Origin of the sequence: Mucilaginibacter antarcticus, assembly GCF_042686155.1 — a bacterium.
GTDB classification, from domain to species: domain Bacteria; phylum Bacteroidota; class Bacteroidia; order Sphingobacteriales; family Sphingobacteriaceae; genus Mucilaginibacter; species Mucilaginibacter antarcticus.
Window position 1 is genome coordinate 1 of sequence record NZ_JBHUON010000040.1, and the last position, 13388, is coordinate 13388.

10 protein-coding genes are annotated in these 13388 nt (G+C 43.3%); 8 read left to right on the top strand and 2 right to left on the bottom strand.

The window, feature by feature from the left end; genetic code table 11:
* Positions 1 to 164: 164 nt before the first annotated feature.
* Positions 165 to 1346: an AIR synthase related protein gene (locus ACFSYC_RS19330; protein WP_377130508.1), complete on the bottom strand. Its 1182-nt coding sequence runs from the start codon at positions 1344 to 1346 to the stop codon at positions 165 to 167.
* Positions 1347 to 1416: 70 nt separating this feature from the next.
* On the opposite strand from ACFSYC_RS19330, the gene ACFSYC_RS19335 reads away from it, so the two are divergent.
* Positions 1417 to 3198, top strand: coding sequence for a chloride channel protein (locus ACFSYC_RS19335; protein ID WP_377130509.1), 1782 nt, complete (start codon positions 1417 to 1419; stop codon positions 3196 to 3198).
* A gap of 95 nt (positions 3199 to 3293) precedes the next feature.
* Here the strand turns inward: ACFSYC_RS19335 and ACFSYC_RS19340 are convergent, their stop codons facing one another.
* Positions 3294 to 5465 carry a glutamine synthetase III family protein gene (locus tag ACFSYC_RS19340; RefSeq protein ID WP_377130510.1) on the bottom strand — a complete coding sequence of 724 codons (2172 nt, stop codon included), beginning with the start codon at positions 5463 to 5465 and terminating at the stop codon, positions 3294 to 3296.
* 731 nt (positions 5466 to 6196) lie between these two features.
* On the opposite strand from ACFSYC_RS19340, the gene ACFSYC_RS19345 reads away from it, so the two are divergent.
* From ACFSYC_RS19345 to ACFSYC_RS19375, 7 genes are all read left to right on the top strand, one after another.
* Positions 6197 to 7255 carry an outer membrane beta-barrel protein gene (locus ACFSYC_RS19345; RefSeq protein WP_377130511.1) on the top strand — a complete coding sequence of 353 codons (1059 nt, stop codon included), beginning with the start codon at positions 6197 to 6199 and terminating at the stop codon, positions 7253 to 7255.
* A 63-nt stretch (positions 7256 to 7318) separates the two neighbouring features.
* A complete protein-coding gene (locus ACFSYC_RS19350; protein ID WP_377130512.1) occupies positions 7319 to 7912 on the top strand; it encodes a DUF4468 domain-containing protein in 594 nt (197 codons plus the stop codon).
* Positions 7913 to 8178: 266 nt separating this feature from the next.
* Positions 8179 to 9012 carry an energy transducer TonB gene (locus ACFSYC_RS19355; RefSeq protein WP_377130513.1) on the top strand — a complete coding sequence of 278 codons (834 nt, stop codon included), beginning with the start codon at positions 8179 to 8181 and terminating at the stop codon, positions 9010 to 9012.
* A gap of 160 nt (positions 9013 to 9172) precedes the next feature.
* Positions 9173 to 11398, top strand: a complete 2226-nt coding sequence (gene purL, locus ACFSYC_RS19360; protein ID WP_377130514.1) for a phosphoribosylformylglycinamidine synthase subunit PurL — start codon at positions 9173 to 9175, stop codon at positions 11396 to 11398.
* Complete coding sequence (gloA2, locus tag ACFSYC_RS19365) at positions 11398 to 11787, top strand: SMU1112c/YaeR family gloxylase I-like metalloprotein (protein ID WP_377130515.1); 390 nt, start codon at positions 11398 to 11400, stop codon at positions 11785 to 11787. Before purL ends, gloA2 begins: the two co-directional genes overlap by 1 nt.
* Before the next feature lie 71 nt (positions 11788 to 11858).
* Positions 11859 to 12563, top strand: coding sequence for a tRNA1(Val) (adenine(37)-N6)-methyltransferase (locus tag ACFSYC_RS19370; protein ID WP_377130516.1), 705 nt, complete (start codon positions 11859 to 11861; stop codon positions 12561 to 12563).
* Between the two features lie 11 nt (positions 12564 to 12574).
* Positions 12575 to 13069, top strand: coding sequence for a metallophosphoesterase family protein (locus ACFSYC_RS19375; protein ID WP_377130517.1), 495 nt, complete (start codon positions 12575 to 12577; stop codon positions 13067 to 13069).
* Positions 13070 to 13388: the final 319 nt, after the last annotated feature.

Consider the following 13388-nt stretch of genomic DNA (forward strand, 5'->3'; position numbering starts at 1 on the left):
AATAAATCTGAACAAAAAAACGACCAAGTAAAAGTTACCTTTTCTCTTGATCGCTTCTCGTAATACGTTTTATTGAATTACTTTTTCAGTGTCCTCGTTTACCGTGGAGGATTTTTTGTTTACGATATATCTACTGATTACTAATCTCTAGTAATTACTAATCTCTAGTTATAAACAAACTCACCAAACTCAGATTTAACAGTCACCTGTTTATGCTCACCCGCCTCAACGCGGCCAATGATCTGCGCCTCAACGCCAAAGCTGTTTGAAATGGCTATTAAATCGGCAGCAATTGCTTCAGGTACATAAAGTTCCATACGGTGGCCCATGTTAAACACTTTATACATTTCTTGCCAGCTGGTTTCCGATTCTTCTTGTATCAGCTTAAAGAGCGGTGGTATAGGGAAAAGATTATCCTTTATAATATGCAAACCCTCAACAAAGTGTAATACTTTGGTTTGCGCACCACCGCTGCAGTGCACCATGCCGTTTATTTGGCCTCGGTATTTATCTAATATTTGTTTGATGATAGGTGCGTAAGTACGCGTTGCTGATAGGACCAGTTTACCCGCATCAATAGTTTTACCCTCGCCAATCTCAATCTGATCTGTTAAATTTTTCGAGCCCGAGAAAATCAGCTCATAAGGTATCGCTGCGTCATAAGCCTCCGGATATTTATCAGCTACAGTTTTGTTAAACACATCATGACGGGCAGACGTAAGGCCGTTTGAACCCATGCCACCATTGTATTCGGTTTCATAAGTAGCTTGCCCGTACGAAGCCAGGCCAACTATCACATCGCCAGGTTTGATACGGTCGTTGGATATAACGTCCTCACGTTTCATGCGGCAGGTAACGGTCGAGTCGACAATAACGGTGCGCACTAGGTCACCTACGTCGGCCGTTTCGCCCCCTGTAGCATATATCCCTATACCCGCTTCGCGCAGCTCGGCTAAAATTTCTTCAGTGCCGTTAATAATGGCCGCTATTACTTCACCCGGTATAAGGTTTTTATTTCTGCCGATGGTTGATGACAGCAAAATGTTATTTGTGGCACCTACGCAAAGCAGGTCGTCCAAATTCATAATAATAGCATCCTGGGCAATACCGCGCCACACCGAAATGTCGCCGGTTTCTTTCCAGTAGGTATAAGCTAATGACGATTTTGTACCTGCGCCATCAGCGTGCATAATATTGCAATAGGCAGGATCGTCAGTTAATATATCTGGTACTATTTTACAAAATGCTTTGGGAAAAATACCTTTGTCGATATTTTTTATTGCGTTATGTACATCATCTTTTGAGGCAGATACACCTCTTTGATCGTATCTTTGCGAAGAAATCATGCCCCAAATATAGTGCTTAATAGGTTTTTATCAGGCAGTAATTATTAATATCCTGATTTTCATTACATCTATGTTAAAATCTGTTCTTTACAAAATTACCCGCTGGCGTATGCGTCAAAATAGCCAACGCAATTTCCTTATTTATTGCAGTGTGTTTGTAGGGATGTTTGCTGGTTTGGCTGCTATAACGCTAAAATTCCTGGTGCACACTATGGAAGAGCTAAGCCATAACATATCCTCGAACCTTCCATTTCATATTATTTATGTGTTTTTGCCGGCGCTTGGTATCTTACTTACGGTAGCCTATCAACATTTTGTTAACCGTGATACCATTCAAAAAGGGATCGGTAGCGTTTTATTTAACATTAAAAAAAATCGTTCAAACCTTCGTTATAATAACATCTATTCGCAGTTGATCACCAGTTCGCTCACCGTAGGCTTTGGCGGCTCATCCGGTCTTGAAGCGCCAATCGTCAGTACCGGGGCATCTATCGGGTCAAATACAGGCAAGTTTTTTAACCTTACCGCCTACGAGAAAACTGTTCTTATTGCTGCCGGGGCATCGGCAGGTATCGCAGCGGTATTTAACAGCCCTATTGCCGGAGTGCTGTTTTCGTTAGAGGTCTTGATAGGAGAGATCACCATACCAACGCTTATACCATTATTAATAGCATCGGCAACCGGTGTAGTAGTATCAAAAGCATTATATTCGGGCCAGCTGTTTCATTTGGTTACTGGGGGCTGGGCCATGCAGGCTATCCCATTTTACGTTGTATTGGGTTTATTTTGCGGATGGATCTCTATATACATAGCCAAGGTGGCCCCCATACTTGAAAAAGGTATCATTAAAACCGAGAACCGTTACCTGCGCGCCATAGCCGGCGGTGTATTGCTGGGGGTAATGATCATACTATTTCCGCCTCTGTTTGGCGAGGGTTACCATTACTTGCAAGCCGTTTTAGATGGGCATTTGTATGTGTTAAAGGAAGAAAACCTGTTTGCTTCCTGGCTGTCAAATCCCGTATTTATGATAGGTTTTATTGCGGCACTGGTATTTACCAAGATCATCGCGGCAGGCATCACTATTGGCGCGGGCGGTAATGGCGGTACATTTGCGCCTACTATGTTTACCGGTGCTTTCCTTGGTTTGTTTGTAGCCTTTACTGTCAATCAATTAGGTTGGGTACACCTAAATACCAGTAACTTTATAGCTGTTGGTATGGCAGGCGCACTAAGTGGTGTGCTGCATGCGCCCTTGACATCCATATTTTTGATTGCCGAGATTACCGGAGGTTACGTATTGTTTATCCCGTTAATGATCGTATCAGCGATATCTTACATCATATCGCGGTTAACCAATCCGCACAATGTTTACTGGCACGAGCTTATTCACGAAAAAGATATTCATCCCGGTCAAGATTATGTAATGCTTAATGCTATTACTATAGACAGTATTATAAGCTTGCAACACGTTATTGTGAAAAGTGATATGCCTTTGGCAGAATTTTATAAAGTAGTTGCCGGCAGCACCGTTAACCGTTTTGCCGTGGTCGACGCTGGAGATAAGCTATCAGGGATTGTGTTAGTTGAAGAGATAAGAAAACAGCTGTTTGAGCAGCCAGAACCCGGCGCCAAAGTTGTAGATATAGCATCAGTGCCACCTATTATTATTGATTATCAAACTACCGCAGCCCGCGTACTTGAATTGTTTGACGAGGTAGACGTTTGGCATTTACCGGTAGTTACAGATGGGCGCTTTGTTGGCTTTGTATCCAAATCTATTTTGCTGTCGCGATACCGTGAATTGTTTCTTGAACAGCACAAGCAGAGCGATTTGTTTGCAAAAGCTTAACGCTACCGGTTTCCTTGTTACGCTTCCTATTCAGAATAACAAATTAAGATGAGTAAACAAAAAAGCCTCTCGGTTTCGGGAGGCTTTTTTGTTTACTATATAAATAACAATTCTCTGAATTTTGGCAGTGGCCATAACGAGTCGTCAACCAGTTGCTCTAGTTTATCAACGTGGTAGCGTATTGGCTGAAAGTAGGTTTTAACCTTCTCGTCATAAGTAATGGCTTTCTCGCGCAAATCTTCAATCTCATTGGCTTTTTTACGTTCTGATACCATCTGATCGACATTGGTTTTGATGAAATTGATATGTTCTGCCAGTTTATTAATAATATCCATTTGGGTTTGGTAAACACTTTTATCAAGGCCAAGATCTTTTAATCCTCTGGCATTTTCAACCAATTTGCTTTGGTAATCAATTGCTGCCGGTATAATGATGTTCATCACCAGGTCACCCATAACACGGGCCTCTATCTGCAGTTTTTTATAAAAGCTTTCTAGTAGTATTTCATGGCGGGCATGGGCTTCGCGCTTGGTGTAAACGTCATTTTCTGCATATAAAATTTCTGACTTTTCAGATATTACAGCATCCAGCGCCTTTGGCGTAGTTTTGAAGTTTGACAGGCCGCGTCTTTCTGCCTCCTTTTCCCACTCATCGCTGTAGCCGTTACCCTCAAAGCGTATGCTTTTGGATTCTTTAATATAACGTTTGATGATCATCAATAAGGCAACATCTTTCTTTTCGCCTTTCTTTAATAATTTATCTACGTCGTATTTAAATTTCTTTAACTGGTCGGCTACAATCAGGTTCAGAATAGTCATAGGGCTGGCCGAATTCGCCGAAGAGCCTACCGCACGCAACTCAAACTTATTACCAGTAAAGGCAAATGGCGATGTACGGTTACGATCGGTGTTGTCCTTTAATATCTGTGGTATTTTAGGGATACCTTGCCATAACAAAGCTTCGTCTTTAATTTTTTTGCTAATGCGCGAGGTCTCAATCTCGTCCAATAACTCGCTCAACTGGCTGCCTAAAAAAATAGAAATAATAGCAGGGGGGGCTTCGTTAGCACCTAAACGATGATCATTATTTACTGACGCTATAGATGACCGTAGTAGATCTGCATGCTCATAAACCGCTTTGATGGTGTTTACAAAGAAGGTTAAAAACATCAGATTATTCTTTGGGGTTTTACCCGGTGATAGCAGGTTTTTACCCGCATTGGTAATCATCGACCAATTATTGTGCTTACCAGATCCGTTAATCCCGGCGTATGGTTTTTCATGCAATAATACTTTAAAGTTATGGCGTTTTGCTACGCGGTCCATCAGGTCCATTAACAACTGATTATGATCAATAGCAAGGTTTATCTCTTCATAAATAGGGGCGCACTCAAATTGCGATGGTGCAACCTCATTATGGCGTGTTTTTAATGGTATACCTAATAATAATGCTTCGGTTTCCATATCCTGCATGAAAACGTATACACGCTCAGGAATAGAACCAAAGTAATGGTCTTCTAGCTGTTGATTTTTGGCAGACATGTGGCCAAAAAGGGTACGACCGGTAAGATGAAGATCCGGGCGGGCATTAAACAAAGCAATGTCAACCAAAAAATACTCTTGCTCAATACCTAATGAAGCATTTACTTTTTCAATGCTTTTATCAAAATAGTGACACACGTCAACCGCGGCTTTGTCTAAAGCACTTACTGCTTTTAACAATGGTACTTTATAATCAAGCGCCTCACCTGTGTATGATACAAAAACAGTAGGAATACATAAAGTGCGTGACATTAAAAATGCGGGAGACGATGGGTCCCAGGCAGTATAACCGCGTGCTTCAAAAGTATTACGAATGCCTCCGCTCGGAAAGCTTGAAGCATCCGGCTCTTGTTGTGCCAGGGCATCGCCAGAGAAAACTTCTATAGCGCCGCCATCGCCCGTTGGTTCAAAAAACGCATCATGCTTTTCGGCAGTTGTACCGGTTAATGGTTGAAACCAGTGGGTGTAATGTGTTGCACCTTTGCTTAGCGCCCATGATTTCATGGCTGTTGCTACCTGCTCGGCCATGTCGCGGGGTATAGGCTCGCCTTTTTCAATAGAGTTTACTATGCTGTTATAAGCTTCTTTTGAAAGAAGCTCTTTCATTTTTTTTATATCAAAGACGTTTGCCCCATAAAAGTCAGAAATCTTGGTCGATGGCGGCTTTATTTCAGGAATTGTCCGCATTGCAACAGTTTGAAGTGCTTGAAAACGAATATTAGGCATAAGGTGCGATTTATCTTGATGGTTTAGCTCAAAAATAGAATTATACTTTATAAATGAAGATAATTTATTACACTAAATATATACCAGTGATTATTAATGGACAAATTCAAAGCGCGTTTTCTACCCCCGCGCAATTTATTAAACAAACGCCCTACGTGACTGATCCATGGCAGACTTAAATAAATAGCAGAGCCCCTACACCAAGTAAGTGTCAGGGATTTTCAATTAATTACGTTATTAAACTGAGGATTTAACGAAAATCCTAAATATTGGGCCATGGATGCGTTGCATATATCGTAATCTCGGAATTTCTGTGAGTTTTTAGAGTGTTTTTGGCTCATTTATATTGCGTATTTCTGATTTGTTGTAAAAAAAAATTGAATAATTGTTATTTTTAAATGTTTATCCGTTATTAAATGTTAAAATTACCGATATAAATGCGCTGTTATTTTTAATTAATCGCAAAAATCTTCGGTTTTATTAACTTTTTTTGATTTTATATTTGGTTTTGATAAAATACATCCATAGTTTTATCAAAATTTTAATAAAAGATGCATTTGGTAGCAATTATTTTAATGACAAAGTTGAAATCTTGCAATTTACTCGACAATATGGGTGAAATCCAATCGCAAATGAATAGTAACCTCAAATCATAGCAGGTGTAAAGCAATTAAAACAAACCAACAAATAATAAACACAACAAATATTATCAAACACTTATCAATCAAATCATGAAAAAATTATTACTTGTATCATTAGTAGCATTCGGTGCATTAACTGTTAAAGCCCAGGATAAGCCTGCCGATCCACCTCTAACTATCACCGGTTCGGTTGATGCGTATTACAAATACGACTTTTCTGGTCACAATAACGTGCCGACCAGCTTCGCGACAGATCAAAACTCTATTTCAATTGGCATGGTTGACCTGGCATTAAAGAAAAAAGTAGGCAAAGCATCATTTGTTGGTGAAGTATCTTTCGGTCCGAGAGGACAGTATCAGTCGATACCTAATGGAGATGGAAATCCTGCAAATGCCAACAATTCGTACCATATACAAAACTTGTACGTATCGTATGATGCGACAGACAACTTGAACTTGACTTTGGGTTATATGGGTACATTTGTTGGTTACGAAGTTATAAGCCCGGTGGGTAACTTTAACTATTCAACTTCTTACCTGTTCACAAACGGTCCGTTCCAAAATGCAGGTTTTAAAGCCACTTACACCTTTTCGCCTAAAGCAAGCTTAATGGTAGGTGCATTTAATGATCAGTGGAATGTTTACAAGTCAGTTTCTAGGGTAAATACTTTAGGTGCTCAATTATTTTTATCACCTGTTGATGGTTGGAACGCTTACATTAATTTAATTTATGGCGACAACGAAACGCCAACCTCAGGTACTGTACTTGACTTAACTACTTCATATCAAGTTACAGAAGCTTTCAAATTAGGCCTAAACGCTGCAAGCTTCAGAGCTAGCAAAGGCGCCGGTAACGGTGGTTACGTTGGTGCAGCTTTATACCCTCAGTTAGCTGTATCAAGCGCTGTAACTTTAGGGTTAAGAGGCGAGTATTTCAAAACCAAAACCGGTACTTATGTAACTGCAGGTCCTGCAGCAGGTCAATCTGTAACTGCAATCACAGCAACTGCAAATATCAAGTCTGGTCCGCTTACCTTTATTCCTGAGTTCAGATTAGACAACGCTTCGACTAATGCATTTACTAACAGCAGTGGTGCGGCTACTAAACAAGCTTCACAGTTTTTATTAGCCGCTGTATACGCATTCTAATAATATATATATAATTAATAGTAAAAGCCGCTCAGCTATTGGGCGGCTTTTTATATTTACAGAATGAAAAGAATAGTTATCGTCGCGCTGATCATGGCTTTGAAATCGGCAAGCGTATTTGCCCAGAGCGATACTTTGTTGATAGGCGAGAATCAAAAGTTTATATATTACCAGGTAGTATCGCAACCAGATTTACCGGCTGACACCTTATACAATAGAGGGTTATTGTTCCTACAGAAAGCTTATGGTAAGGATCGCTTAAAGTTTTTTAAGGCAGATAAAGCAAAGCTGACGCTTAATGCTACGGGCGGGGTGCTGGTTTCAAAAAGATCAATGATTGCTATGCACGAGGATGCCAGCGTGAGCTTTAATTTGGTTATGGAGCTAAAAGACAGTAGGTATCGTTATTGGTTTACGGATTTTATTGTCTCGCCATATGAGCGTGACAGATATGCCAACTATGTGCCCGTTGCCGGCAAAAACTATCCGCTTGAAAAAGGATCTACAAAGCTTAATGAGCAAGACTACAAAGGCTACCTAACAATGGTAACCGCTAACTGCCGGGATGTGGGCACGATGTTGAAATCGTACATGCAATTTAAAGCAGCGCCACAAAAGGATAAAAAGAAAAATGCGGTTGTTCCAAAAGAATGGTAGGGAAAGAAAGTTCAAAGAATATAAAATTTGTAAAGTCACGCAGAAAGCGTGACTTTTTTTGTTTCTGCCTGGTAGAATCTAATGCGCGTCCGTGGGTTAATTGCAATACTGTTGCATTTGTTTGCTAATTTACTAATTATAAAACCCTAAGATTAATCAGATAAAATAATAAATGCAATAATGTTGCAAAAACAGTAAAACGCAATATTGTTGCAACAACTGGCATTTGAAAAGCGTTATACTAACAAACTTAAAATTTAATCACTATGCTTATTTCAAACTCAAATTTGTACAAGACCGAGTGGCTTGATCTTGTATTTGACAAACGCAACAAAGACTACGGTGCATTTGCCATCAGAAAACACTATGCCGACAACGTTGTAAAGGCAATGGCTATTACTTTCGTTACTGCTATCGTTGTAGCCTTTACGGTTGGTAAATTAATAGCGGCAAAGCCAGTGATGGATAAATGGACGGAAGTAAAAACTGATCTGACTTTTATTGCGCCGCCACCTCCTAAAAAGGTAGAGCCCCCAAAACCTAAAACTTCGGAACCAGCATCGGCGCCTAAGGCGGTAGTGCTAGCTAAAAGCGCGGCATTACCTCCGCCAGTTGTTACACCCGACATTGATGCTTTAGACATACCTATAATAGATAACAAAACGAACGTAGGACAAACCACCGTAACAACCGGTATTGACGCAGCTCCTATTGGTGGCGGGGGCGAAGGCGGAACAGGTACAGCTGGCACAGGTCTTGCAGATCCCGAAGTAGATGCCGCCCCAATGCTTAGTCCCGAAAAGATGCCTGAACCTATGAATAGTATGCAAGGCTGGACAAAATTTCTACAAAACACGATACGATACCCCGGCGTGGCCAGCAGCAATGGCATAAGCGGTAAGGTTATTGTGAGTTTTATAGTGGAAAAAGACGGGCAGTTGACTAACTTTAAACTCGAACGCGGACAAGGCTATGGGTTAGATGAAGAAGCTATACGGGTGCTTAAGCTTGCAAAACCCTGGAAACCGGGTATGCAAAACGGCCGGCCTGTAAGGGTGAAATTGACATTGCCCATAGCTTTTATGCTGGAAGAAAACTGATGTTAAATAAACACTAAATAGTAAAGGCGAAAGGCCGAAGTGTGAATTGATTTATTTCACCTTCGGCCTTTCGCCTTTCTGCTTTTACGATTTAAATGGCTTTTAGCTTGTCGCCTTTTTTACCTACTTTTGCGCATCCTTTCAAAAAAACAATACAACATTGGAAAATAACGAACTTACCACCGTTGAAACAGCTAAAGACTTAGGTTTACTTGCTACCGAATACGATAGAATAATTGAAATATTAGGCCGCGTGCCCAACTTTACCGAGTTGTCTATATTCTCGGTAATGTGGAGTGAGCACTGCTCATATAAGAACTCTATAACCTGGCTGAAAACTTTACCTAAAGACGGCCCGCGCATGCTGGCTAAAGCCGGCGAAGAAAACGCAGGTTTAGTTGATTTAGGCGATGGCATTGGCTGTGCTTTCAAAATCGAATCGCACAACCACCCGTCAGCTTTAGAGCCTTATCAAGGTGCTGCTACTGGTGTAGGCGGTATTAACCGCGATATTTTTACCATGGGTGCAAGGCCTATCGCGCAGCTAAACTCCTTGCGTTTTGGCGATATCAGCCTTGATAAGACCAAATGGTTAATTAAAGGTGTGGTTAAAGGTATCAGCCATTACGGCAATGCCTTCGGCATCCCAACCGTTGGTGGCGAATTGTTTTTTGACGAGTGTTACAACGTTAACCCCCTGGTTAACGCCTTCTCTGCCGGTATCGTTAAGGCTGGCGAAACCGTATCGGCTACATCCTACGGTGTTGGTAACCCTGTTTACATAGTAGGATCGGCTACCGGTAAAGACGGTATTCACGGTGCTGCTTTCGCATCGAAGAATATTACCGAGGACTCTGTAAATGACTTACCAGCTGTACAGGTAGGTGATCCGTTCCAGGAGAAGCTATTACTTGAAGCTACTTTAGAAGTTATTAAAACCGGTGCCGTTGTAGGTATGCAGGATATGGGCGCGGCAGGTATCATCTGTTCAAACTCTGAGATGTCTGCCAAAGGCGAGCACGGTATGAAGATAAACCTTGACCTGGTACCCACCCGTCAGGAAAATATGAAACCTTTTGAGATCCTGCTTTCAGAGTCACAAGAGCGTATGCTGATTGTGGTACACAAGGGCCGCGAGAAAGAGGTTGAAGCAGTATTTGATAAATGGGACCTGAACTGCGCTATTATTGGCGAAGTTACGGATACCAAACGTTTAGAGTACTATGCAGGTGGCGTATTAGTTGCTGATGTACCTGCTGATGATTTGGTACTAGGCGGTGGCGCCCCGGTATACGAACGTGAATACAAGGAGCCTGCTTACTTTGCCGAGAACCAAAAGTTTAGAATTGAAGATGTTGCCGAGCCGGCTAACCTGTTAGATGTTGCCGAGCACCTGATATCTCACCCTAACATCGCATCAAAACGTTGGGTTACTGATCAGTACGATTCAATGGTTGGTGTGGCTACTATGACCACTAACCGCCCGTGCGATGCTGCTGTGGTTAACGTGCTAAATACCAACAAAGCTATCGTTATTACTACCGACTGTAATTCGCGCTATGTGTATGCCGATCCCCAGAGAGGTACGGCAATAGCTGTTGCCGAAGCTGCACGTAACATTACCTGCGCCGGTGGCGAGCCTGTTGCTATCACCAACTGCTTGAACTTTGGTAATCCATACGTGCCCGAGGTTTACTGGCAGTTTGTTGGTGCTATAAAAGGTATGAGCGAAGCTTGCCTTAAGTTCGAAACGCCTGTTACCGGTGGTAACGTGAGCTTCTACAACCAATCTACAGATGACGGTCCGGTATTCCCGACCCCGACCATTGGTATGTTAGGTGTTATGGATGATATAAGTAACATCATGACATTAGATTTTAAACAACCTGATGATTTGGTGTACTTGATAGGCGAGTCTGTAAACGATATCGCTTCATCTCAATACCTTGCGTCTTATCACAAAATTTTGAAGGCTCCGGCTCCGTATTTTGATTTGGACAAGGAGTATGCTATGCACCAAGTGGTGAAAGAGTTGATCAAGCACAAGATGATCCAGTCGGCACATGATGTTGCGGATGGTGGTTTGTTCATCGCTTTGGTTGAGTCATCATTGCCAAACGGTTTGGGCTTTGCAATCGAATCAGATGGTAGCATCCGTAAAGATGCTTTCCTGTTTGGCGAAGCACAGGGCAGGGTAGTAGTGAGTGTTGCACCGGCAGACCAGGAGCGCTTTATAGAGCTTATGGCTACCAGCGAGACCGAGTTTAGCTTACTAGGCACGGTTACCCACCTTGGCAAGTTAAGCATCGACGACGAGCCATTTGGTAACATCATGGATATCAAACTGGTGTACGACAACGTATTGCACGCCATTTTAGGAGAGTAATGCTCAAGATTAACCGCGTCCACCATATCGCTATCATCTGCTCGGATTACGAGCGGTCGAAGCGCTTTTATACGCAGACACTCGGTTTTAAGGTACTGCAAGAGAACTATCGCGCTGAGCGCAACTCATACAAGCTTGATCTGGAAGTGGGCAACCACTACCAGATCGAGCTTTTTTCGTTTCCGGACCCTGCGCCGAGGCCATCGCGGCCCGAGGCTGCCGGCCTGCGCCATTTGGCTTTCGAGGTGGATAATATTAGCGATGCGGTAGCCGCTATTGTAGCTGATGGTGTGGTTGTTGAGCCTATCCGGGTGGATGATTTTACGGGTAAGCGGTTCACCTTCTTTGCTGACCCTGATGGGTTGCCGATAGAGTTTTACGAGCGATAGGGCAAATACCTACGTAAGCCCTTCGAGTGCCTCAGGGTGACAGCCAATGCAAATTCTCTTATCTTCGCCCTATGTTCCGCTTTAAGCAGTTTAATGTAGACCAGGCCGGTTGCGCCATGAAGATCAATACCGATGGCGTGCTGATTGGTGCATTGGCAGGAGCGGGGCGACCCGATACTATCCTTGATATTGGTACCGGCACGGGCGTTATAGCCCTCATGCTGGCACAACGGTTTGGGGCTGCGCGGATTGACGCTGTTGAGGTTGACGATACTGCTGCCCTTACCGCGCAGCGAAACTTCGCGGGCTCCCCATTTGCGGGGCGTTTGGCTGTGTATGCGGAGAGCTTTGAGCACTACCTGGGCAAGCGCCCCGACAGTCGGTACGACCTGATCGTGACCAACCCGCCCTTTTACCTCAATGCTTTGGAGTCGCCGAAGGCGGGGAAGACGTTGGCCAAGCATGCCGACGGTCAGTTCTTTGATCGGTTGGTGAGGTTGGCCGGTAGGCACTTGACAGCTAATGGCGAGCTGTGGCTGATCCTGCCTTTGCCAACGTCAGCCTGGGTTAAAGGGATAGCTGCCGATTGCGGCTTGAAGCTGAGGTACAAAGTCAACGTCTTATCATACCCTGACTCTGAGCCGCACCGCGAGATATTGGTGCTTGGTTTGGGCGATGATAGGGAGGCGGATCAGCAGTTTGTTATCTATCGTGAGCCTAAGGTATACTCGCAGCAGTACGAGGCGGCTTTGGGGCCGTTCTTCACCATCTTCTAACCCACACCCACATGACCCGCATAGGCCTTATATCAGACACCCACAGCTACCTGGACGACGCCGTCTTTAAGCACTTTGAGGCTTGCGACGAGGTGTGGCACGCCGGCGACTTCGGCAACCTGGAACTGGTGGATAAGCTTGCCGCTTTTAAGCCCTTACGTGGCGTATACGGTAATATAGACGGCAAGGAGATAAGGCAAGCTTACCCCGAGAACCTACGCTTTACGTGCGAGGATATGGATGTGTGGATGACCCACATAGGCGGCTACCCCGACCGTTACGACCTGCGGATACGGCAGGAGATCTACGCCAACCCGCCGCAGCTGTTTATATCCGGTCACTCGCATATCCTGAAGGTGATCTATGATAAGAAGATCAACTGCCTGCACCTTAACCCCGGCGCGGCGGGCAAGCAGGGCTGGCAAAAGGTGCGTACGCTGATGCGGTTTGCTATTGATGCTGGTAAGATCCAGGATTTGCAGGTGATTGAGTTGGGAGCCAAATAACCTGGCCTGCGGCAGACCGTGATGCGTTTGTTTCACGCGTGTGTGACACAGATGAAACAAGTGAAACAAGATTTCGGGTCAATTAATTGGTAATCAGGCGTTTGCGAAAACTGAGTGAAACAAAATGAAACAAGATTTTGACGTTATTCATTGACCCGTCCTGAAAAAAGTTTACACTATTGGTTGTTAATACTGGTGTTAGTTTACACTTTAAAGTTAGTTCTAAAATAGGTTTACACAATTACGGTTTGAATATTTTTTTCAGGATAGTAGTTTTTCCATTTTCGTTTGATTGTTCCGGTCATCCGGTGAGCTATTT